We start from the raw sequence: 26456 nt of genomic DNA, 5'->3' as shown, positions 1-26456 counted from the left end.
ATTCCTCTTAAACAGAAAATGGCTCTAGTAAATTAATACTAGAGCCATTTTTATATTGTAAGGAAGAATTAAAATGCCCAGTTTCCATCTTTGAATACTTGGATTTTTTCTCCACTAGGAGTTTCTCCAACTATATTTAAATCACTACTTCCTACCATGAAGTCCACATGAGTCAGAGAAGTATTAACTCCATGAGCTTCTCTTTCTTTTTCATCCATTTCGCTTCCACCTTTAATACAAGTTGGATAAGCAGCACCAAATGCAAAGTGACATGAAGCATTTTCGTCAAACAATGTATTGTAGAACAATATATTGGAATTTGAAATAGGAGAATCATATTGAACCAAAGCTACTTCTCCTAAGTATTTAGCACCTTCATCTGTATCTAAAAGATGTTTTAATGTTTCGTAACCTTCTTCTGCTTCAAAATCTACAACCTTACCGTCTTTGAAAGTTAATTTAAAATTGTTAATTAAATTTCCACCATAGTTAAGAGGTTTAGTACTTACAACTACACCATTAACTCCAGTTTTCTTAGGCATAGTGAAAACTTCTTCAGTAGGCATATTAGCAACAAAGAATACATCCTTAGTATTGTATTCTCCACCACCAGCCCAAATATGACCCTTGGGAAGTTCAACAACTACATCAGTACCGTTGGAAGAAGTATAGTGAAGAGTTTTGAATGCTTTTTCATTCAAGAATTTAACTCTATTTTCTGTATTCCTCAAATGTTCCTCCCAAGCTTTGATAGGATCTTCTTGGTCCATTCTTACAGTCATAAATATAGCTTTCCAAAGTTTTTCAACAGCTTCTTCTTCAGGAAGATCTGGGAATACTTTTGTTGCCCAATCATTTGTAGGAACAGAAACAACACACCATGCAACTTTATTGTTCATAGAGTATTCTCTAAATTTCTTCATTGCAATAGAACTAGCCTTGTTGTTTTCAGCAACTTTTTTAGGATCTACATCTTTCAAAAGTTCTGGATTTGAGGCTGCAATAGAGATGAAACCTGCTCCTTCTTCAGCCATTTGGTTGAAACCGTCTGCCTTCCATGTTGGGAAGTTTTGAAATACTTCCATAGGAGCATTCATATACCTTAAAAGCGTCATTTTTTCATCATGCCATTCTACATATACATCTTTAGCTCCTTCTGCATAAGCAGATTCAGCAATAAGACGTACAAAATCAGCACATTCAATAGGAGAATTGATAACAAGCTTTTGACCTTTCTGAATATTGATACCAACCTTTACTGCTAAATTTGCATAGTTCTTTAAAGTCTCTTCAAATTTATTCAACAAAATCACCTCGCCATTTTAGTCTGTAAGTATATTTTATATGAAATTTGTCAAAATGTAAACGATTTCAGGACAACTTAAATATTTGCCCCCGGCACTAACTTTCTAACTTATTGAATGCAGATAGAGATTATAAATGATATAATTCAATAAGAGTACTATTAATATTATGAAAAAGGTTGATTTTATATGAATAAGGAAATCAAAATTTCAGTACGTAATCTTGTAGAATTTGTCCTTCGTTCTGGAGATTTGGACTCTACATTTATGGGAGCAAGTCGGGCCTTAGAGGGAACAAAAGGACATCAAAAGGTACAAAATTCATATGATGACAATTATCAAAGCGAAGTTGTACTAAAACATACCTTCCAAAAAGATGGCTTTTCTATTACATTGGAAGGAAGAGCTGATGGTATCTTAAAAGATGGATATAGAATAGTTATTGATGAGATAAAGACTACAACAAAGTCATTGGAATTAATAGATGAAGAATATAATCCTCTACATTGGGCTCAAGCCAAATGTTATGCCTATATGTATAGTTTAGAAAAGCAACTTGAAGAAATAGATGTACAACTTACATATTATAATATAGACGTTGATGAAACTAAAATATTTAGAAAAAAACTATCAATTTATGAATTGGAAGACTTTTTTTATTCACTAATAGATAAATATATTGAATGGATAAGGCTATTATCTAATTGGGCAATCACTAGAGATGAATCTATTGTAAAATTGGATTTTCCATTTGAAACTTATAGAAGTGGTCAAAGAGAACTAGCAGTAGGAGTATACAAAACCATATTAGATAGGAAAAACCTCTTTGTCCAAGCACCAACTGGCATAGGAAAGACCATATCTACTATGTTTCCAGCAGTTAAATCTATAGGAGAAGGCCTCACCTATAAGATCTTTTATCTTACTGCAAAGACTATTACTAGACAGGTAGCAATAGATTCTATGGGAAAAATGGTATCAAAGGGTCTTAGAATAAAAACAGTGGTATTAACAGCTAAGGAAAAGATTTGCTTTAATGATGAAGTAAACTGTACACCGGAAAACTGTCCTTATGCTAAAGGGCACTACGATAGAGTCAACCATGCACTTATGGATGTATTGATAAATGAAGATATTATAACTAGAGAAGTAGTAGAAGCTTATGGACAAAAACATACTGTCTGTCCTTTTGAGTTTTCACTAGATTTATGTCTTTTTGCTGATTGTATTATTTGTGATTATAACTATGTTTTTGACCCAAGAGTATCCTTAAAGAGATTTTTCCAAGAAGGCAAAGAAGACTTTGTTTTCCTGATAGATGAAGCTCACAATCTAGTGGATAGAGCTAGGGAAATGTATTCTATTGAAATATATAAAGAGCCATTTCTAGAATACAAAAAATATTTTAAAGATAAAAACATATCTCTGTCAAAGTCTTTTGGTGAACTAAACAGCTTTATGCTTAAGACTAAAAAATGGTACGGTAATGATGAATACTTTGTGAAAAAGGATGTAGTAGATGAAATATATTCCCTTGTAAGAAGGACAACAGAAAAGTTGGAGTCTTGGCTTTTAGACAACAAAGAGGATGAAAAGTACAAGGATGTATTAGATATATATTTTAATCTAGTTGGCTTTATGAGAATATGGGATTACTATGACGAAAGGTATGTAAACTATGGAGAAAATAGGGATGATATAATATTTAAACTATATTGTTTAGATCCTTCCTATGTATTGGGTGAAACATTGAAAAAAGGAAGAAGTGCTATATTTTTTTCAGCTACCCTAACGCCTATTGAATATTTCAAAGAAATACTAGGTGGAAGTGAAGACGACTATACCGCAAAAGCCCCATCCCCTTTCCATAGAGACAATCTAGGTTTATTTATAGCTGACAATATTTCCACAAGATATAAAGACAGGGAAAAAACCTATGTAAGCATTGTAAAATATATAGAAGAAACAGTAAGGGCTAAAAAAGGAAACTATTTCGTATTCTTTCCCTCATATAAATACATGGAACTAGTATATGAACAATTCAATGAGAGAAATCCTGACATTAAAACAATACTTCAAAATTCTTCTATGAAGGAAGAAGATCGAGAAATATTTTTAGATGAATTCAATAGAAATGATGAGACTATGGTGGCTTTTGCAGTTTTAGGGGGGATATTTTCAGAAGGAATAGACTTAATAGGAGATAAGCTAATAGGAGCCATAATAGTAGGGGTAGGATTACCTCAGATATGCCTTGAGAGAAATATAGTGAGAGAATACTTTCAAGAAAAGAAGAATGTAGGATATGAATATTCCTATATGTATCCAGGAATGAACAAAGTCCTTCAAGCCGCAGGAAGAGTCATAAGAACTGAAAAGGACAGAGGAATTGTACTATTAATAGATGATAGATTTGCAACATATAAATATAAGCAACTATTTCCTAGAGAATGGATGGGGTATAATAGAGTAAAAAATTTGGAAAGTTTGAGATTACAATTGAAGATGTTTTGGAATCAAACACAGGGTTAGTTCTCCTGTGCTTTTCAAACTTTTTTCACAAAAAAGTGGAACATAAAAGAATCCACTGAATACTATTAGTAATAGAGGAAAAATATTGTGGAAAGGGGGAGCTTATGGACGAACAAGGGAATTATCAAAATCATATCGAATCATCGGATAAATATGAAATCATGTCGGTCAAGGACTGGGTAATAACGTTACTTTTATTAGTTATACCAATAGTAAATATTATTTTGCTATTTGTATGGGCATTTAGTGGAGATACTAATGAAAACAAGAAAAACTATTGTAAGGCACAACTTATAATGTTAGCTATAATTTTAGGTATTAATATTATCATAGCAATAATAAGTGGTATAAGTATGTTATCTTTGATGAGGTATTATTAGGGAAAAAAGCGGAGAAATAAGTATTTTTAGGACGGTTGAGTCCACTTTTACAGCGGTACTCTAACCGTCCTAATGCATTTTTTATTCCCTATTTAAGATATTATATATTAGAATAGCCGCTTCTTCTCTTGTTAAATTATCTTTTGGTCTAAAGTTTCCTTTTCCACTTATAAGTCCTAGTCCTTTAGCAATTGCTATATGTCCTTTTAAATTAGTTGATATTTTATCTGCATCATCATACTCTAAATTATATATATCTCCTAAATTTTCTAATGGTTCCTGCCCAAAAGCTTTAATTATATATTTTATAGCTTCTTCTCTAGTAATTTTTCCTTCTGTATTTTTTTCTTCTTTTTTTAGTATTCCTTCATCAATAAGTCTTTTATACATATAATCTTGATTGTTATAAAAATAATATATACCTTTGGTTTGGGCAAGTAATTGGAAAAACTCTTCTTGAGTTATATCTTGTTTAGGTTTGAACTCTTCTCCCTCGAATAAAATAATGTAATCTTGTAATTTTTGTATTTGATTTTTAGCAAAACTATTTTTTATATCTTGATATTCTTTTACCTTTGCTTTTTCCATTAATTCTTTTGTATTGTCTATTATTTCAGCCTTTTTAGCATCTACGGTTGAATATTTCTCTTTAAAATCATATACTAACTTAACATCTTTTGTTTCTTTTTTATTTGTTTCTTTTTGATATTCTAAAACTAATTCTCTATCTTTTAATAATATTTCTTTAGCTTTATCCTTTTGTATTATATTATCTGGAGATTCAAACTCTAAATCACTCCAGTTATAATTATATGATAGTACATTGCCTGTATAGTTACTTAAAGTTATATTGAAACCATCATTTTCAACTTTTATACCATTTGCTTTTCTTACGAATGAAAAACTTGATATATTATTGTTCCTATAAATTAAATCTTCATTTTCATTCTCTATATATTCTACTTCTTTATACTTTTCGGGATTACTATTTTTTATTAATTCATTTGCTTTTTTAAGTAACTCTTCTTTACTGTATTTTGCTTTTTTTTCATGTTCCATCGAAAACCCAGGATCAGAAAAATTCATAATCTCCCCTGTTTTGGCATTTATTGTTGAACCAGAACCACTTCCTTGGTTTTCTATATGCTTCATAACCATTACTTGCCATATATAAATATCTTTATCTTTAATGCCCATTAATTTATAACCATTAATTTCATATCCTTTTCCTAGTTTAAATGTATCTATTATTTTTTCGCCTGCTTCTTTCCTGCTTATTATTTTTTTAGAGCTTATTAATTCGTTTTCTTTTTCAATTGGTATATTTTCCATAGCTGGATAAAACATATTTCCATATATAGGATATGCAGATGTATATGAAGTGCTTAGTATATCCTTTGTATTAGCATCAACTGTCTTATCTGTATCTATAATACGATATGCTAAGTGTGATTTTTCGTCTTTATCTGTTTCTTTTATACTATATAATAGTTCTAAATCAATATTATCATTATATATTTTTTTTGCTTCATCTTTTGATATGATATCTTTTTTGTCTGCAAATTTTAAATCTTTTTCCCAACTTATATTAAAACTAGTTATTTCTCCAGTTTGAGTGTCTACACTAATATTTACATTGTTTTCATTATAGAATATATCATTTTCTGTCCTTACAAAACTATAATGATATGCTTTTAAATCATTTCTATGATATATACTATCATTTTCATCTGATTTGATTTTATCTAATATATCAGGATATAATTTTTTTATAAAATCTTTAGCAATTTTTTCTCCTTGTTCTTTGGTTATTTTAGGGAACTTATAAATTCTTTTATCTTTATCACTAATAAAGTCACTTTTCCAATAACCTATTATGTTTTCCTCTTCATCAATTTCTACATTAATATTATTGTTTTGGTCACTCCAATATAGATTTGTAATATTTTTACCATTGTGGTCGTCGTACTGATGATTATTAAAATGTTCATACTCATCCCCTATTTTAAATAGAGTTTTTATTTTTTCGATATTCTTGTTTAAACTGTCCCCTTCTGCAAATCCATACAATGGTATGCACGTGATTAACAATGTTAATATCATCACAAACATTAAAAATTTGAATCTCATTTTTTTCATAATATCGCCTCCTATACACAATATATTATATTTACCAAGATAAGTCAATTGGGAAAGAGGTGGCATTGTGATGTTTTCTGGATTTGCAGATAGAATAGCATTTGTAACTTAATCTAATGGATGTTCTTAAATTTTACTTCAATAATAATTTATTGTATAATAGAACAAAGATATGATGGTTTGAGAATAGTGAAAAATCAATAGATTATTAATAAAATATTATAATAAGGAAGATTATAATGATTTATTTAAATGTTTTTACATTTCCGAATGAAGATAAAGAATTTGATTTTTTCATGAGGATAAAAAGAAAATGCTATGATTCTTTTTATCCATTTAAGATATTGTCAAGACATGGCTTTGAAAGAATTGATTTTGAGCCATTAACTATTTTATATGGAGGAAATGGTTCAGGAAAATCAACAGCATTAAATGTCATAGCAGAAAAAACAAGAATCAATCGTGATTCTATCTATAATAAATCAAATTTCTATACCGACTATGTCAATATGTGTGAAATGGAGATTGAGACCGATATTCCTCAAAATAGCAGAATTATTACCAGTGATGATGTATTTGATTATATGTTGAATATACGTAATCTCAACGAAGGAATTGACCAAAAACGGGAAGATCTTTTTGAAGAATATTTGGATGCTAAATATTCTCAATTTCAAATGAAGTCTATCTCTGATTATGAGCAACTTAAAAAAGTAAATACTGCTAGAAGCAAAACTCAGTCACGTTTTGTGAGAAAAAACTTGATGGATAATGTAAGGGAATATTCTAATGGTGAAAGTGCATTCTTATATTTCACAGAAAAAATCAAAGAAAATGGACTTTATTTATTAGATGAGCCTGAAAACAGTCTTTCTCCAAAACGTCAGATTGAATTAATGAAATTTATTGAGGATTGTGTACGATTTTTTGGATGTCAGTTTATAATATCAACCCACTCACCATTTTTGCTTGCTATGCATGGAGCCAAAACGTATGATCTTGATGAAAATCCAGTTGATGTGAAAGAATGGACAGAGTTAGAAAATGTGAGAACATATTATGAATTTTTCAAAAGACATGAAAAGGAGTTTTGAAATATATTAATAAGTATATACTAGAGATATTTAAACCAAATATGATATTAAGAAAAGTTGTCGTCGATCTTCAGTAGTGCAAAAACTACTGGGGATCGACGACATTTTATTTATTTGTGAAATATTGATATTAACAGGGTTTATTGAAATCATATTAAAAATTCTTGGTATTTTGAAGTTTTTTTATAATTTGACATAATTATAGGAATAGAGTAATATCAAGGTATGCAATGGATTTTTAGACTACCTATAAGGAATTGAAACCTAAATCATAAGATAAGCACTGATAGCTTAATAGAAATTTTTAGACTACCTATAAGGAATTGAAACCTCAATTTTACCCTTGTTTCCTCACTTATGATTATGATAATTTTTAGACTACCTATAAGGAATTGAAACAGATTATTTAATGCTATGATACAATCTTGTTTATCCTATTTTTAGACTACCTATAAGGAATTGAAACTCCTAATGGATATGATGAGATTTACAAAGGAACTATAATTTTTAGACTACCTATAAGGAATTGAAACCTAAAAGCCCACAACATAAAACTATAACTATATCTACAAATTTTTAGACTACCTATAAGGAATTGAAACAGATTACTTGGTACTTTGATAGTAATACTTGTTTTTCATTTTTAGACTACCTATAAGGAATTGAAACTAAATAGTGCATTTTTTAGTAGTAAACATATTATAAATTTTTAGACTACCTATAAGGAATTGAAACATGGTAACGAAGCATTAAGAATTGAATTTCTACAAGACGATTTTTAGACTACCTATAAGGAATTGAAACAATACAATGGTAAAAAGCAATGTAATGATTGCAGTAATTTTTAGACTACCTATAAGGAATTGAAACGATTCTCTTCTTCCTTGTTCCTTAGCCATAGTAACAATTTTTAGACTACCTATAAGGAATTGAAACTATTAATCAAGTAAAAAGAGATAAAATAAAAAACAAGATTTTTAGACTACCTATAAGGAATTGAAACAAAGAATTTGTTATATTTTATATATTAACATTACTAATTTTTAGACTACCTATAAGGAATTGAAACAACCCTTCTTCCATGATAGATAGTGCCTGTGCTGAAATTTTTAGACTACCTATAAGGAATTGAAACATAAAAGAGCATTACACATCTGGTGTATCAGTTATTGAATTTTTAGACTACCTATAAGGAATTGAAACATAGGAAAAATCAAGAAGATAATGAAATTGATATTGATTTTTAGACTACCTATAAGGAATTGAAACTTTATATATACTAATATAAAACTATACATACATATAATTTTTAGACTACCTATAAGGAATTGAAACTAATCATAATCAATAGATATACTATCATAAAAGCCAAATTTTTAGACTACCTATAAGGAATTGAAACCTGTTATAGCCGTACCATTAGCAACTTTTAAAAGTTACATTTTTAGACTACCTATAAGGAATTGAAACTATATTTCTTTCATTTTGTTAATCTGTTCTTTTTCATCATTTTTAGACTACCTATAAGGAATTGAAACTAGGTATAGACAATAGTGATGGCAATGCTTGGACGGAATTTTTAGACTACCTATAAGGAATTGAAACCCCATGCTTTTTAGCAATGCTTTCAGCTCTTTGCCAGATTTTTAGACTACCTATAAGGAATTGAAACGATGAACAATCTTATTGATGCTATCAAATACAAGATAATTTTTAGACTACCTATAAGGAATTGAAACTTCTCTTAGAACCACGTTGACACGAAGCTATGCCAATTTTTAGACTACCTATAAGGAATTGAAACCTAGAACCACCTTTTCTAGGCATAGTATCACCATCTTTATTTTTAGACTACCTATAAGGAATTGAAACCTAACAGTTTAAGACAAGTAAAAGCTTTGCCTATTGATTTTTAGACTACCTATAAGGAATTGAAACTATGAAACTAAATCTAGATAAAAATATAGTCAATCTATTTTTAGACTACCTATAAGGAATTGAAACAAGGCATTCGACCAAAACCTTTTTGGAGGTTTCCCAATTTTTAGACTACCTATAAGGAATTGAAACTCAAAATCACAAATATCAATATAATGCTCATCCCCTATTTTTAGACTACCTATAAGGAATTGAAACTTATAGTTTTATCTTTTATATCTTTCATCTTAAAACCATTTTTAGACTACCTATAAGGAATTGAAACAGAGACAATATTGCAGCTTTGTGTATAGCGGTATTAAGAATTTTTAGACTACCTATAAGGAATTGAAACATAGAATGGATTAGAGACATGAGTTTGACTGGCAAAATTTTTAGACTACCTATAAGGAATTGAAACCATGAAAGAACTTAAATCTAAAAACAGAACATATAATATTTTTAGACTACCTATAAGGAATTGAAACTTTGGTATGTACAACAGATAGGGAGGTAAGAAAATGAATTTTTAGACTACCTATAAGGAATTGAAACTAATCATTTTCTTTTATTTCATCTTTACTTGCTACATATATTTAGACTACCTATAAGGAATTGAAACACCATAATGTTGATGCCAACAAAATGGTCTTACATAATATTTAGACTACCTATAAGGAATTGTAAATTGAGGATAGAAATTAGGGTTGACATTTTGAAAAGATTTATTGATATTTCTATCTTTATCGCATTCAATTTAATTACCATACTAATAATTAAATTTTAGTCAACAAAATAATTTAATAATATTGTATTTATATGAAATATTTAGAAGGATAATCTAAATATTTATAGAAGTAATTAGGTGTAAATAAAAAAAAGAAGGCTAATGCCTTCTCAATCCTTATAGGTAGACTATAACTAATATAATAATATTACATGTTTCAAGTCTTTTTAAGTAATCTACATAGATATATATTATATTTAAATATAAAATAAATCAATATAAAATTGACAAATAAAAATATAAAAAGTATAATTAAAGGCATAACCATATAATAATAATACATTAAAATATTTTGGAGGTTTTAAATGATGAAAAACAACAAATATACAAATAAATTCAAACATAAAATTGTCAACGAAGTCAAGAAGGTTGAAAGTACTACTTTAGTTGCAAAAAAGTATAATATTCCTCCTAGTACTGTTTATTATTGGGTAAAAAAGAGTGAAAAATCAATTACAAGTGATACATATAATGATTTTATGTTGTTAAATAAAGAAAATGAGATTCTTAAAAAAATTATAATGGAAAAAGATATAGAAATACATACATTTAAGGAACTTTTAGGAAAAAAACAAATATTATTATAAAGTAAAACGTGAGGTGAGAAAGATAAAAGAAACTATAACATTCGTACCGTTTAATGATAAAAAGCTAGTTTTACCTATTCAATATAATCATTTGGTACAAGCTATGATATATGACGTTTTAAATGAAGAATTAGCAAGTTTTTTGCATCAAGAAGGATTTAAAAATGAAAAAAGAGTATTTAAAATGTTTACTTTTTCTAGGTTAATAGGAGATTATTTTTTAGATAGGAAGCAAGGTAAAATAATATTTAATGGCCCAGTAAAATTGACAATATCTTCTGTATTTAATGAGTTTAGTAATTCTATTGGTAATGGATTATTGTCTAAGAAGACAGTGAGGCTAGCTAATAACCAATTAGAAGTAAAGGAAATTAGTGTAGTAAAAGAAAACATTGTTGAAAATGAAATAAAAATAGAGACACTATCTCCAATAGTTGTTTATAGTACTTTATACAGGAAGGATGGAAAGAAGTTTACTTATTATTTCAATCCTCAAGAAAACGATTTCTCAGAGTTGATTAGTCAGAATCTTAAAAATAAATATAAAGCTTTTTATTTAAAAGATGTTCTAGAAGAAGTAATTCTAACGCCAATTGGATATACAAAACTATCTGTTGTAAAGTATAAGGGTTTTATTATTAAAGGATATACAGGAAGATTTGTTATGAAAGGGCCAATACCACTACTTCAGATGGGAGTAGATACTGGATTAGGTAGTAAGAGCAGTCAAGGATTTGGCTGTATAAAAATAATATGAATTTGAGGGGAGGTGTAAAGATGAGTTTACCTAAAATAACTGCATTTATAGGGGAGAATATTTCTCAAAAAAATAAGAGTGAATTTTCTTCTGTAATAAAAAATGCTAAAAAAGTAAAAGAAAAGGAAGTGCCTTATATAGTTTTTTTAGTACTAGATTTATCAAAAGAGCAAATATATTTTCAACTAGATAAGAGAATGAGTGAAAATTCGGTTTTTGAGTATTATTATTTTGGAAATAATTCAGCAGCAGCAGCTCAATGTTATTTAACAAGGCAAACGAACTCTATTAAATATTTGTTAACTAATGCTTTTGGAGATTTATATCAAACCTTAGTTAAATATGGTATGCAAGAAAGTCAATTAGCAATTTTATTAAAAAAATTAGAAGATAAAGAATTTATGCAACTAGGAGAGAAAAAAGGAGAAGGAAAATTAAATTTATCTAAATTTTCTATAGTTCAAGATAACAAAGTAAATAAAATAGCACTAGATGAAAAGAAAAACATTGAAATTGATGATAAACGACATAATCCAGAAGCTTTTATAAGATTATTTATAGAAGATGACAACAAAAACAATAAATTTGTATTAGTGGTTCCCAAGGTTATATTAGAAAGTGAAGAAGAAATTGTTCTTTCTACTCATATTGATTATTTAGAGGTTATAAAAAAGGTTAATAATTTAGGTGCTTACGATAAAGAAGATGATGATAAAAAAGAAAAGAAAGTTTGTTATATTTGCAAAAAACAAAAAAGTGATGTTTCAAGTAAATATTCTAAAAAGTTTAGTAGAACAGGAATAAATAAAATATTTACAACTACCACAATAAATACATCTCAATTTTTACAAAAATTCGATTATGACAACACATATTCAATATGTAGTGATTGTTATCAGAAATTATTAACGGGTGAAAAAATAATCTCTAAAGAATTCAAAAGTAGAATTGCTGGTGAAGATGTGTTTATAGTACCTGAAGCTTTGATGGCAAATTTTGATTATAATTCATTAAACATACTTAAAAAAGATGTAGACTTAGCATTTAAAAGTGATGATGCAAAAACTTGGGTTGAAAATATAAATATGATACAAGATATTGATGATGTAGGATTATATACTGTTAGCTTTGTTTTTTATAGAACTGACGGAAATTCGGTTACAGTTTTAGAAACAATAGAAGATGTACCTACTCTTAGATTAAAAAAGGTTATGGAAATATTAGCTGATTATACGGAAATTTTAGAATCCCATACTAAAAAGATATCACTAGGATCAATATATAGATTAATACCTGTGAAAACTAACAATAATAAAGAACAGATTGATATAGGTAGGGTATTATCACTGTATAAAGCTTTATTATCAGGGGAACAGGTTGCTGCAAGTGTTTTATATTCATATGCTGTAGAAGCTTTGGAAAAAGGGCTTAGACAATTAGGTAAATCTAAAATTGACAATTATCTTAATATGGGAATTAAAGGGTATTTAGAATATGAAGATTTTTTTATCAAAAGAATAATATTTGGATATATTGTACTTTTAAAAACATGTCAGGAACTTAATGTTTTAGATAAAGAAGTATTTGAAAAAAATGAAGAGGGGGGACAAGTTTTGAATAAAATAAATACTCCATCGGAAAAGGTTAATTCATCTATTATGAAAATAGAAACATTTTTAGATGAGCAAGGATTTGTAAATGATGCTAGAGCATTATTTTATTTAGGAATATTAGTTAATAGGGTGGCTATTGCTCAATATCAAAAAGAACACAAAACTAAACCTATTTTAAAGAAAATACAATTCCAAGGAATGAATGAAAAAGATTTATATAGACTATACGGAGATATAGTAGAAAAATTAAGGCAATATGAAAAAATGAATTTATTTGTAGAAGGTATTATGAATCGATTTCATAATTATTTTGGTACATTAGAAAAGAGTTGGTCTTTAAGTGATCAAGAAAATGTATTTTATATAATGGCAGGATATTCGTATATGATAGGCAATAAATCACCCGATTTAAGTAAAGATGAAATAGAAGCACAGAAGCAAACAATAGAAGAATTCAATGAAAATATAGAATAGAATAAAAATGGAGGGAGAAATAAAGATGATAGTGAATAATAATAGTGATTTTTTATTCGGGTTTCAATCAACCCTTTCTAATCCAAATGGAGACCCTGATCAAGAGAATAAACCGAGAATGGATTATGAAACTTCTACTATATTAGTAAGCGATGGTAGAAGGAAAAGGGATGTAAGGGATTTTTTAAAGAATAAAGGGTATCCAATATTTGTAGATACATTAGCTGACCAAAAAGTTCCAATGGATAAGATGTTTGAGTTTATAAGAGACAGTTGGCTTAGTAGTAATGAAAAAATGAATGGTTTATTTAAAAATAATCCTACATTAAAAGATGAATGGGAAAATATTTTTGGTAAAGAAGAAAATTATCTAAAAATTTATTTAGAAAAGAAAGATAAATTAAAGAAAAACAAGAATTTTGTGAAGTTTAACAATATATTTTTGACAGAAATAATAAAAAGTTCACTGATAGATATTCGCTTGTTTGGAAGTGCTATGGCTGTAGAGGGAGTAAGCAGAACATATACAGGCCCTATCCAATTGAGTTGGGGGTATTCTCTCCATCCAGTAGAACTAGTGAAATCTAGTACTATAACATCTATAATGAATGATGATAGTTCTACTTTTGGGAAAAAATACAAATTGTATTATGCCCTTATATCCCATTATGGAACAATAAATAAATATAATGCTCAAAGGACTGGAATGACAGTAGAAGACAGGGAGTTATTTAGAAAATCCTTAGTACAAAGTATAATGTCTAATCAAACGGATAGTAAACAAGGCCAAGAACCATTATTTTATTTAGAAGTTATCTATAAAGAAGATTTTGACGGATATTTAGGTGATTTGAGAAGATTTATTGATGTTAATTATGAGGATAAAGCTATTAGAAGTTTAGAAGATTTAATAGTAGATTTTAGTAGGTTAAATACTGTTTTAGAAAAAATGAAAGAGGAAGGATATATAGATAAGGTTATAGGTTGGAAACATCCTTTTGAAAAAGAAGAATTATTAATCAATATGCCACAATTTGAGAAAGTAGATCTGTGGGAACCTATAAAAATGGAGGGTTAATAATGAAAGTAATTTCATTTCATTTAAAAGGAAAGATGGCACATTTTAGAAAGTTTTATAGTAACTCATCAGCTCTTTCTTATTTTATACCTCCAAGAATGACTGTATGTGGAATTGTAGCAGGGCTTTTGGGATGGGAGAGAGATGGTTACTATGAAGAATTTTCATTAAATAAATGTAAAATTGCTATAGCTTCATGTAGACCAATTAAAAAGACAATGCAAAAGTTAAATTATTTAATGATAAAATCTCCCAATGATTTGAATGGTTCTCAAGAACATCATAGTCAAACTCCAATGGAATTAGTTATACCTCAAAATATAAGAAACGATTATATAGATTATAAAATTTGGATACATCATACTGAAACAAGTATTATGAATAGGATAGAAGATTTATTTGCTGATTATGAAAAGGATTATTATTTAAGTTATGGTATATCAATAGCCTTAGGTAGTGCATTTAATTTAGGATGGATTGATGGAATTGAAATTATAGAAGGAGAAAAGATTGAAGGATTAAGTGAAGTAATATTTTCTTCAGCTATCCCTTTAGAAAAGGTTGAAGAAATAAAAATTGGTAGTATGTTGGAAGGAAAATATAGAATTTTAAAAGAAGAATTACCTTTAGAGTTTGACATGGAAAGAAAACTAACTTCAGAAGGATTAAAGGATATTTTGGTAAATATAAATGGTAACTGTATTCCTGCTTGTGTAGATTCTTTTGTAAGATTAGAAAACAAAGAAAATATAGTATGGCTAGAGTAAATAAAAGCATTGTGATTTAACTAAATCACAATGCTTTTAACTAAAGAGGTGAATACTTATATGGAATATTATGCACACTATGATAAAGAGAAGAACGAGAAACAGTTTTTGAAAGATCATTTAAATTCTGTAGCAAAACTAGCTGAAGCTCAAGTACCACCATTAGTATGCTTTGACGATATAGACAATTCTATTATTAGAGATGTTATTTACTGGACGGGATATTATCATGATATAGGTAAGTACAGCGATTATTTTCAAGACTATTTAATTAATAATAAAAATAGTAAATTTAAAAATCATGCACATATTTCAGCTTGTTTTACTTACAATTATTTAAACAATAATTTAAATCAAGAAAATTTAGATAGGAAGACATTTGAAGTATTGATTTTTTTATGTTATCTTTCCACAAGATTACATCATACTTCTTTGAGAAAAAATGGTTTGTTTGAAAAAAGTATGTGGAAAGAAATAAAGAAATTAGAAGAACATTTTCTAATAAAAGGAGAGGATGTATTTAGAGATTTAGGATTTGAAAATAAAATGGATTTAGAATGTTTTTTAAATTATTTTGATATTGAATTGTTGAAAGAAAATAAAAGGGGTGTAGAATATATACCTCTTATGTTTAACAACGGAAGAATAAGAAATGTCAGATGGTATTTTTTACTTATTTATATATTTTCTATTCTTATAGATGTTGATAAGTTAGATTCTGCATATATTTCACCATATAAAGTTAAAAAGATTTCTCCAGACAGTGTAACAAAATATTTAGCTACTATTCGTTTTGGGAAAGAAAAATGTGATTTGATGGATAATAGAGAAGAAGCAAGGATTACTATGTTAGAAGTTATTGATAAGTTAACAGATGAGGAAATAAAGAAGACTAAGTTTTTCACCCTTACAGCCCCTACAGGAATTGGTAAAACTTTATCATCACTACAATGTGCTTTGAAATTACAAGATAGAATTCAAGAAGTTGAAGAATATACTCCTAGAATAATAACTGCTATACCGTTTATAAACATTATTGAGCAAAATGTAAAGGAGTATGAAAATGTATTATCAAATCAAGCAAAAATAGTAGTTCATCATAGACTATCAGATTTTTCAGCAAGAATAGCCTCTTATAAAGAAACTCCAGTAGATAAGGCCTTATTAGAAACTGAAGCTTGGGATGGAGATGTTATACTAACAACATTTGTGCAACTTTTTCATTCAATATTTACAGGTGAAAATAAGCCTTTAAAGAAAATAAATAAGCTGGCAGGAAGTATAGTTATATTAGATGAAGCACAAGCAATACCAGAAGATTATATGCCTTTAGTTGGGGCAACGTTGCAAATGATAAGTAAATACTATGGAACACGATTTATATTAATGACAGCAACACAACCTAAGTTATTACAATTTGGCGATATGCTTCTTTCTGAAAACAATATTGTTTTAGAAAGTGCTAGAAGAATCGAATTGTTACCTAATAATAAAAAATATTTCAATCAACTTAACAGAACTAAATTTGTTCCAATTCTAAATAAAAAAATAAATACTCAAGAATTTATAGAAATATTTTTCGAAAAATGGGAAAGTAACAAATCTGGATTAGTTGTTGTTAATACAATAAAGCGTAGTATTGAAGTTTATAATGGAATAAAAAAAGAATTAGCAGATCGAGATTTTGGTGTGCCTATTTATTATCTATCTACAAATATTATTCCAAAAGAAAGAAGACAAGTAATAGATGAAGTAAAGAAAATACTTGATAGAAGTGAACCAGTTATATTAGTTTCAACTCAAACAATTGAGGCAGGTGTCGATTTGGATTTTGACATGGGATTTAGAGACTTTGCTCCTTTAGATTCTTTAATTCAAACAGCAGGTCGAATTAACAGAGAAGGGAAAAAGGGAACTAACCTACCTGTTTATATTGTTCAATTAGGAAATGATAATAATTATATATATGATCTTTCTCACAGACAGTCAACATTGGATTTATTTAAAAAGAAAGAAGAAATAAATGAGGAAGACTATGGTGAATTAATTGATGAATACTATAATTTAGCATTAGCTAGAGGTATTTCAGATAAATCAAGGTATATTTGGGATGAAGGAATAATGAAGCTGGATTTTGATGCTTTATACGAATTTAAGCTTATTGATAATATTGGTGAAGTTGTGGATGTATTTCTAGAAGAGGATGAGAAGGCTTCTGATTTAGCAGACGCTTATGAAGCTTTAATTAAATATGAAAATGAATTTAACTATGATTTAGTACCTGTATTAGGGGAAGATTTCAAAGACGTAAAAGGAGAACTTGATATATTTCAAAGAAAGGCTCTGATAAGATTAGTTATGACAAAAATGAATGATTATATTATACAAATTAGAATTAATAAATTAATAAAAAATAGACCTATAGAATTTGTAGCAAGAGGAGACGCTGTTTCATCTTTATTCTGGATACCACTTGATCAAAAAGAACAGTACTATAATGAGAATACAGGATTTATAGATGAGAGTGGAGAGGGTTTTATTTTATAATTTTATTCAAGTATGGTGGTGAAATAAGTGGAAGGTTTAAACGTAAACGGAACCTTAGTTTGGTATTATTTTATTTGTAAAAGGGAAGTATGGTTGATGTCTCATAGTATATCTCCAGATCAGGACGATGAAAACATTGATTTAGGTAGATTTATTCATGAGAATTCATATACCAGAAAAACAAAAGAAGTATCAATAGGGAATATTAAAGTTGATATAGTGGAAGAAAATGATGGATATGTGATGATTGGTGAAGTAAAGAAAAGCTCAAAATATATAGAAAGTGCTAGGAAACAGCTAGCATACTATTTATTGGAATTAGAAAGGAATGGTATAGAGGGGAAAGGTACTTTAATGTTTCCTAAGGAGAGAAAAAGGGAAGAAATTGAATTAACAGATGAGGTTAAGAAAGGCTTAGAACAAATTGAGACAGAAATACTTAGAATTTGTTATCAACCATTTCCACCTCAACCAATAAAGATTAATTTTTGTAATAAATGTGCTTATAGAGAATTTTGTTGGTCATAAGGGGGAGTAAACATGAAGAAGACGTTATATGTGTTTAATGATGGAGAAATAAAAAGGAAAGATAATACCTTATGTTTCGAGACATCTGAAGGGAAGAGATATTTTCCAATAGAAGATATTAATGATATATTCATATTTGGAGAAGTAAGTTTAAATAAAAGCTTATTGGAATTTTTATCACAAAAGGAAATTTTATTACATTTTTTTAACTATTATGGCTATTATACAGGAACTTATTATCCTAGAGAACATTATAATTCTGGATACATGATATTAAAACAAGCTGAAAACTATTTAGATGATAATAAAAGAATGCTAATAGCAAGTAAATTTGTAGAAGGTAGTAGTAAAAACATACTAAATATAATTAGATACTATAAGAATAGAGATAAGGATTTAGTGAATATAGAAGATAGTATTTATTCGTTACAAGATAGGATTTCGTATTGTAATAATATAAATGAATTAATGGCCATAGAGGGAAATATAAGGGATACTTATTATAAAAGCTTTGATACGATTATAAATAACGATGACTTTGTATTCGGACAAAGAACTAGGAGACCACCTAAAAATGAGTTAAATGCTATGATTAGTTTTGGAAATTCAATTTTATATGTACTAGTTTTAAGTGAGATATATAAAACACACTTAGATCCTAGAATTGGCTATTTACACACAACTAATTTTAGAAGATTTACATTGAATTTAGATGTAGCGGAGATATTTAAACCAATTATCATAGATAGGATTATTTTCACATTAATAAGTAAAAAAATGATTAAAAAAAGTGACTTTGAAGAAGAATTGGGTGGAATTTTATTAAAAGAAAAAGGTAGAAAAACTTTTGTTGAAGAATTTGATAAAAGATTAATAACTACTATACAACATAGGCAATTAGGAAGGAAAGTTTCATATAGAAGGTTAATTAGGCTTGAGTTATATAAATTGGAAAAGCATCTTATGGGTGAATCTGAGTATGAACCATATGTTTCAAGATGGTAAGGTGATATAATGTTTGTAATACTTGTGTATGACATTGGCGAAAAAAGAGTTGCAAAAGTTTTAAAAACTTGTAGAAAGTATCTATATTGGGTACAAAACTCTGTTTTTGAAGGTGAAATATCTGTTGCGAATTTAGAAAAACTAAAAATAGAATTAAACAGAATAATTAATTTTGAAGAAGATTCAGTTATAATATATCAATTTAGAACAACTAGATATTCTTCTGTTGAAATAATGGGTATAAAAAAAGGTGGAGAAAATAATTTTTTATAGAAACAAGCAATAAAAATGTCGTCGACCATCAGTAGTGCAAAAACCACTGGGGATCGACGACATTTTATTTTTTTGTAAAACATTGATACTAACAGGATTTGATGAAATTATATTAAAAGTATGTAATATTTAGAAGCTTATTTATAATTTGACATAATTATAGGAATGTAGTAATATCAAGGTGTTAGATGGACTATTAGACTACCTATAAGGAATTGAAACTGGTGATTTGATGAAGGTAATTTGTAGCGGTAAAGATAACTATTAGACTACCTATAAGGAATTGAAACCAGAACCAGGATTCCTGACCTATTTAACACCAGCATACTATTAGACTACCTATAAGGAATTGAAACACGACTGTAATGCGTCATTAATGCGATTGTCAGATGTAGACTATTAGACTACCTATAAGGAATTGAAACATATACCATTATATAAAGACTTGAACACTTCAGACAACTATTAGACTACCTATAAGGAATTGAAACTCATCAACTTCTTTTTGACTCCAAATGTCAAATCTTTACTATTAGACTACCTATAAGGAATTGAAACACCCCAGTTTTTGAGCTGTTATATAAGATATAGGCTAACTATTAGACTACCTATAAGGAATTGAAACAAGGTGGATGGATGCATTAAAAGTTGCAACTTTAAACTATTAGACTACCTATAAGGAATTGAAACTGAGTACCATGTGTCTCAATAGTTACTTCATTTGTTTACTATTAGACTACCTATAAGGAATTGAAACACTTGCTTTTGCTAGTTTGTGATTTTTTAACATATTTACTATTAGACTACCTATAAGGAATTGAAACACTAATAATTGTTCCATTGTAGAACCTCCTAATTAAGACTATTAGACTACCTATAAGGAATTGAAACGATTTCACTATATCCATTAGGATAAAGTCCTGTAACTATTAGACTACCTATAAGGAATTGAAACTATCCTTTCCTATAATATTCTCTGATTAATGAATATTTACTATTAGACTACCTATAAGGAATTGAAACTTATAAGTATTAGGAAGGACATAGATGATGGAATATTTACTATTAGACTACCTATAAGGAATTGAAACTATTTCTTCATTCTTCCACTCCTCTTTTTTATATTTATACTATTAGACTACCTATAAGGAATTGAAACTCTGAAAAATCTTTCATTCCAGTATATTCTAATATTAAACTATTAGACTACCTATAAGGAATTGAAACTCGTTCCTTAAATCGCCTTGTAGAGCCTCATAATTTACTATTAGACTACCTATAAGGAATTGAAACAACAACAAAATAAAACGTTAGAATCAATAAGATATGACTATTAGACTACCTATAAGGAATTGAAACCTCCTACTTTCTCTCCTAGTTCTCTTTGGGTCATGTTACTATTAGACTACCTATAAGGAATTGAAACCCAAGGGGGGGGAAAGACCATTGGACAAACTTACAGACTATTAGACTACCTATAAGGAATTGAAACTTGATAAAAGGATGTGGCTGAAAGTGCAAGAAAGAAACTATTAGACTACCTATAAGGAATTGAAACCATAATATATTAATGCAAACATTCTTTCATCTTCAATACTATTAGACTACCTATAAGGAATTGAAACTCAATTCCCCAATTTTTCTCTTTCAATTTACTAGCTATGAACTATTAGACTACCTATAAGGAATTGAAACTAGACATACACCTGTACATTAAATCTTTGGCTGTAGACTATTAGACTACCTATAAGGAATTGAAACTGTTGTGTCTGCTAATTCTTCTTTTATTTTATCAATGACTATTAGACTACCTATAAGGAATTGAAACGCATCTTATTGATAAATTTTTCTTTCATATATATATACCACTATTAGACTACCTATAAGGAATTGAAACAAAGATGATTTATAAAAGATTTGAAGTAATCGGATGACTATTAGACTACCTATAAGGAATTGAAACATCACAATAGCAACTATATGCAAAATTCCAATCCTCAACTATTAGACTACCTATAAGGAATTGAAACATTTCTACTATAATTTTACTAGTCCATCCACTTCTGTACTATTAGACTACCTATAAGGAATTGAAACTCCGTATAAATATCTTTACTATGCTGTAATTTATATACTATTAGACTACCTATAAGGAATTGAAACTAATTGTAAGGTGATTCTTTAATTTCTACTATAATTTACTATTAGACTACCTATAAGGAATTGAAACTTTGACTAATTTAAAACCTTTGTTTTCTGTGAACATACTATTAGACTACCTATAAGGAATTGAAACTCAAGATCTAAATATTCATAAGTATATTTAAAATTTTCACTATTAGACTACCTATAAGGAATTGAAACTTGATCATCCTACTCAACCTGGATTTTATATAATTGAACTATTAGACTACCTATAAGGAATTGAAACCACGTTCAGCGATAGTCTCACGTTCTAACTGAGCAAAACTATTAGACTACCTATAAGGAATTGAAACAGAAACTATCATGTTCATATAATTCTCCATTTATAGCACTATTAGACTACCTATAAGGAATTGAAACTTTCAAAATCCAAACTATTATCTGAAAAATCATTTAAATGACTATTAGACTACCTATAAGGAATTGAAACCGGTGAACTCAATCAGAAAAAAAGACAAAAAAACATAACTATTAGACTACCTATAAGGAATTGAAACAGTCAAACACTTTTTCTCTTATGGTACCAGCTGTACTACTATTAGACTACCTATAAGGAATTGAAACTGCAGTTTCTTTTATTAATACGGCTGTATAATGTCCTCACTATTAGACTACCTATAAGGAATTGAAACAGAGGTTAACGGGTAGTAGAGGAAGGCACTCTATAAGACTATTAGACTACCTATAAGGAATTGAAACTTTTATAATTTATATACTCCTCATAATCCATCTCTACTATTAGACTACCTATAAGGAATTGAAACTTCCTACTCATTAATCTTCCTGCTCCATGTGGGGCTACTATTAGACTACCTATAAGGAATTGAAACAGTTTCTAGTTGATTCAAAAAAAATAGACAAAATTAACTATTAGACTACCTATAAGGAATTGAAACTAAAAGTGGCAAGAGGTTTCCAATATTTATTGGTAACTATTAGACTACCTATAAGGAATTGAAACTGAACTAGAGTAGTTATTATATCTGCTCTATTGTCATTACTATTAGACTACCTATAAGGAATTGAAACCCCTGTTAGGTAACTTCTCGCCACTTGCTAAATCTACACTATTAGACTACCTATAAGGAATTGAAACCCAATATAAACTGGATTAGAAAGTATTCCTCTAATTACTATTAGACTACCTATAAGGAATTGAAACGAATCAATCAATGAAATTTTAGTTGAGCTAGAAATATCACTATTAGACTACCTATAAGGAATTGAAACTGTTTTGTTGGGCTTTTTCTGCATCAAATCTATACCTAACTATTAGACTACCTATAAGGAATTGAAACCTTGATTTTCAAATCCGCAGTATGGACATTTTACTTACTATTAGACTACCTATAAGGAATTGAAACTAGTTTTTCGTTCAATTTAAAATGTACCAAAATGAACACTATTAGACTACCTATAAGGAATTGAAACGGAAAATAGTCATATATTTTCCTGTAGCTCTTTGCCACTATTAGACTACCTATAAGGAATTGAAACACCTTCCATCTAATAATAAAATTTCCAAGTCTCTAATTACTATTAGACTACCTATAAGGAATTGAAACAAGAAAAACAAAGATATTTGAAGAAATAGGACAACTATTAGACTACCTATAAGGAATTGAAACTCTTTTAAAATGTTTTTAATCTGATTTATAGTATCGTACTATTAGACTACCTATAAGGAATTGAAACTAGTTTCTGCAGTTTGACTCTTTCCGGCTCCCGCTTACTATTAGACTACCTATAAGGAATTGAAACTGTTATTATGTATATAATAAACATAAGGGGAGTGGAGAACTATTAGACTACCTATAAGGAATTGAAACATTATAGATTATACAAACAAGCATTATAGGTCCTAGGACTATTAGACTACCTATAAGGAATTGAAACTAAGCCCTGTGAATTTTAATAGTAGCTTTTTATCTTACTATTAGACTACCTATAAGGAATTGAAACTAAGCCCTGTGAATTTTAATAGTAGCTTTTTATCTTACTATTAGACTACCTATAAGGAATTGAAACTCTATTTCAGACTGTATGTCCTCTGGAGCAGGTGTCCAACTATTAGACTACCTATAAGGAATTGAAACTTGTATATTCAATAACATCATTCATAATATAAATGACTATTAGACTACCTATAAGGAATTGAAACAAGGTATCTGCTTAGCAAAAAAGGAAACTAAGAGGAAACTATTAGACTACCTATAAGGAATTGAAACTTTTTACTACGTTTTGTTTTGTTGATATTATTATTCCAACTATTAGACTACCTATAAGGAATTGAAACTCAAAGGAAACTACTCAATCGAGTAAGGGAGGCATAACTATTAGACTACCTATAAGGAATTGAAACCTTTCATTGTCAATGGCTTGTTTTGCCACTGGATCATAACTATTAGACTACCTATAAGGAATTGAAACTGAAACCCTATATAGCTAACCCCTTTTAAAGTCTTAACTATTAGACTACCTATAAGGAATTGAAACTAAAATCCGCTTTATAATACATTTCACCATCTAAAACTATTAGACTACCTATAAGGAATTGAAACTTTAAATTAATAGGTAATTCTTTTAAAGCTGGATTTACTATTAGACTACCTATAAGGAATTGAAACTCTGCAAAGCATATGTTCTCTTTCATCACTTTTCGCACTATTAGACTACCTATAAGGAATTGAAACTCTGCAAAGCATATGTTCTCTTTCATCACTTTTCGCACTATTAGACTACCTATAAGGAATTGAAACTCCAATCAGCATTTTCAACTTTCCCTATTTGTTTTCCAACTATTAGACTACCTATAAGGAATTGAAACTGGCAAAAGTAGGTTATATATCACAAAAACATAAAAACTATTAGACTACCTATAAGGAATTGAAACATTCGAATCCATCTTTCGTGTTTCTGTATGAGTTTGGATACTATTAGACTACCTATAAGGAATTGAAACAAATTTAGTGCATTTGATAGTCAAGGCAATTTTAAGACTATTAGACTACCTATAAGGAATTGAAACTTCTTTAGATAAACCGACATATGATTCATTAACTTAACTATTAGACTACCTATAAGGAATTGAAACTGTTGTAAAAGCCGGAGATACTCTTTGGACTATAGCACTATTAGACTACCTATAAGGAATTGAAACACTCTCACATTTAGCTTGTATTGCGTTTTTGATGTGACTATTAGACTACCTATAAGGAATTGAAACATCTATACAATACAGTTGCAAATTCTTCCCTGGTTATACTATTAGACTACCTATAAGGAATTGAAACCACCTATGCCATGGCTTAATACCTCTAATGCTACTCCACTATTAGACTACCTATAAGGAATTGAAACCCATCTATTCGCACCTCCTTCCCAATTCTTCGCTAATTACTATTAGACTACCTATAAGGAATTGAAACGATATATATAACTCTACACCAGCAAGCCCGAGGAGAAAACTATTAGACTACCTATAAGGAATTGAAACAGTGTTATTGTCTTTTTAGTAGTTTTTACTACTTGAACTATTAGACTACCTATAAGGAATTGAAACAAATAATTGAAAATAAAAACTATATGTGGGTTAATTACTATTAGACTACCTATAAGGAATTGAAACTATGAAAATGGTTTTTTCTCTCTCGGGATGGGAAACAGACTATTAGACTACCTATAAGGAATTGAAACTTACTTCCCATGGAATAATTTCTTCTCCTTTTTCAATACTATTAGACTACCTATAAGGAATTGAAACTAAAATACAGTGCTATCGTTTGAACTATTATAGTATTGAACTATTAGACTACCTATAAGGAATTGAAACTATCTCTAATAAACGATTTAAATAGTCCTCTACTGCACTATTAGACTACCTATAAGGAATTGAAACCCTATACTGATGCAATAGCAGAAGATTATAATCTATATACTATTAGACTACCTATAAGGAATTGAAACTATAAAATATAAGCACGTAAAACGATTGAAATATCAAACTATTAGACTACCTATAAGGAATTGAAACTTTTTAAGTGCTTTAATATTAATAAAAGATTCTTTGTACTATTAGACTACCTATAAGGAATTGAAACTACATAAAATGGGTTTATATTGGGGCATCGATACTGAAACTATTAGACTACCTATAAGGAATTGAAACACATATACACTAATGTAATTGGTATGGCAACTATATAAACTATTAGACTACCTATAAGGAATTGAAACTCTCTGTACATTCAACAATCAATGAGGTGTATGAGATAACTATTAGACTACCTATAAGGAATTGAAACAGTGATGGTAAACAAGCTATATGCTATTGCAGTAGTACTATTAGACTACCTATAAGGAATTGAAACATGGAATAGGATTTATGTTAGGGAATGGAATATTTGGACTATTAGACTACCTATAAGGAATTGAAACTAATAATAATATATTTATGTAAAAGAAAGGAG

The 26456-nt window shown here is 28.7% G+C and carries 14 protein-coding genes and 2 CRISPR repeat arrays (1 of these 16 only partly in view); of the genes, 12 read left to right on the top strand and 2 right to left on the bottom strand.

Annotation, left to right across the window (positions count from 1 at the left end; translation table 11 throughout):
• Positions 1-68 precede the first annotated feature (68 nt).
• Positions 69-1304, bottom strand: a complete 1236-nt coding sequence (locus tag BQ9840_RS06645; protein ID WP_077369038.1) for an aminopeptidase — start codon at positions 1302-1304, stop codon at positions 69-71.
• A gap of 189 nt (positions 1305-1493) precedes the next feature.
• On the opposite strand from BQ9840_RS06645, the gene BQ9840_RS06640 reads away from it, so the two are divergent.
• Together BQ9840_RS06640 and BQ9840_RS06635 are read left to right on the top strand one after the other, a co-directional pair.
• Positions 1494-3836, top strand: coding sequence for an ATP-dependent DNA helicase (locus BQ9840_RS06640; protein ID WP_077369037.1), 2343 nt, complete (start codon positions 1494-1496; stop codon positions 3834-3836).
• A gap of 104 nt (positions 3837-3940) precedes the next feature.
• A complete protein-coding gene (locus tag BQ9840_RS06635; protein WP_077369036.1) occupies positions 3941-4216 on the top strand; it encodes a hypothetical protein in 276 nt (91 codons plus the stop codon).
• A gap of 81 nt (positions 4217-4297) precedes the next feature.
• Here the strand turns inward: BQ9840_RS06635 and BQ9840_RS06630 are convergent, their stop codons facing one another.
• Positions 4298-6355 (bottom strand): S-layer homology domain-containing protein, encoded by a 2058-nt coding sequence (locus tag BQ9840_RS06630; RefSeq protein ID WP_077369035.1) that lies wholly within the window; start codon positions 6353-6355, stop codon positions 4298-4300.
• Between the two features lie 239 nt (positions 6356-6594).
• Between BQ9840_RS06630 and BQ9840_RS06625 the strand changes: the two genes are divergently transcribed.
• The 10 genes from BQ9840_RS06625 to cas2 all read left to right on the top strand — a co-directional run bounded on the left by BQ9840_RS06625 (position 6595) and on the right by cas2 (position 19782).
• A complete protein-coding gene (locus tag BQ9840_RS06625) occupies positions 6595-7449 on the top strand; it encodes an AAA family ATPase (RefSeq protein ID WP_077369034.1) in 855 nt (284 codons plus the stop codon).
• Positions 7450-7683: 234 nt separating this feature from the next.
• Positions 7684-10054: direct repeats of the CRISPR family, unit length 30 nt; unit sequence ATTTTTAGACTACCTATAAGGAATTGAAAC.
• Between the two features lie 407 nt (positions 10055-10461).
• Positions 10462-10740: a transposase gene (locus tag BQ9840_RS06620; protein ID WP_159436095.1), complete on the top strand. Its 279-nt coding sequence runs from the start codon at positions 10462-10464 to the stop codon at positions 10738-10740.
• A gap of 13 nt (positions 10741-10753) precedes the next feature.
• Complete coding sequence (gene cas6, locus BQ9840_RS06615; RefSeq protein WP_200804891.1) at positions 10754-11497, top strand: CRISPR-associated endoribonuclease Cas6; 744 nt, start codon at positions 10754-10756, stop codon at positions 11495-11497.
• 20 nt (positions 11498-11517) lie between these two features.
• Positions 11518-13584: a TM1802 family CRISPR-associated protein gene (locus tag BQ9840_RS06610; protein WP_077369032.1), complete on the top strand. Its 2067-nt coding sequence runs from the start codon at positions 11518-11520 to the stop codon at positions 13582-13584.
• 25 nt (positions 13585-13609) lie between these two features.
• A complete protein-coding gene (locus tag BQ9840_RS06605) occupies positions 13610-14662 on the top strand; it encodes a CRISPR-associated protein (protein ID WP_077369031.1) in 1053 nt (350 codons plus the stop codon).
• A 2-nt stretch (positions 14663-14664) separates the two neighbouring features.
• On the top strand, positions 14665-15429 hold the full coding sequence (gene cas5 / locus BQ9840_RS06600; RefSeq protein ID WP_077369030.1) for a CRISPR-associated protein Cas5: 765 nt from the start codon (positions 14665-14667) through the stop codon (positions 15427-15429).
• 60 nt (positions 15430-15489) lie between these two features.
• Complete coding sequence (locus BQ9840_RS06595; RefSeq protein WP_077369029.1) at positions 15490-17976, top strand: CRISPR-associated helicase/endonuclease Cas3; 2487 nt, start codon at positions 15490-15492, stop codon at positions 17974-17976.
• A 27-nt stretch (positions 17977-18003) separates the two neighbouring features.
• Positions 18004-18504 (top strand): CRISPR-associated protein Cas4, encoded by a 501-nt coding sequence (cas4, locus tag BQ9840_RS06590; RefSeq protein WP_077369028.1) that lies wholly within the window; start codon positions 18004-18006, stop codon positions 18502-18504.
• Between the two features lie 12 nt (positions 18505-18516).
• Positions 18517-19509: a type I-B CRISPR-associated endonuclease Cas1b gene (gene cas1b, locus BQ9840_RS06585; protein WP_077369027.1), complete on the top strand. Its 993-nt coding sequence runs from the start codon at positions 18517-18519 to the stop codon at positions 19507-19509.
• Positions 19510-19518: 9 nt separating this feature from the next.
• The gene (gene cas2 / locus BQ9840_RS06580; RefSeq protein ID WP_077369026.1) at positions 19519-19782 is read left to right on the top strand and encodes a CRISPR-associated endonuclease Cas2; all 264 of its coding nucleotides are present in this window, start codon (positions 19519-19521) and stop codon (positions 19780-19782) included.
• 192 nt (positions 19783-19974) lie between these two features.
• Positions 19975-26456: a CRISPR direct-repeat array (repeat unit 30 nt; unit sequence ACTATTAGACTACCTATAAGGAATTGAAAC) (it continues 635 nt past the right edge of the window).

The organism is Anaerosalibacter sp. Marseille-P3206, assembly GCF_900155565.1.
GTDB lineage: Bacteria > Bacillota > Clostridia > Tissierellales > Sporanaerobacteraceae > FUHM01.
This window is presented reverse-complemented; position numbering and strand designations above follow the sequence as displayed.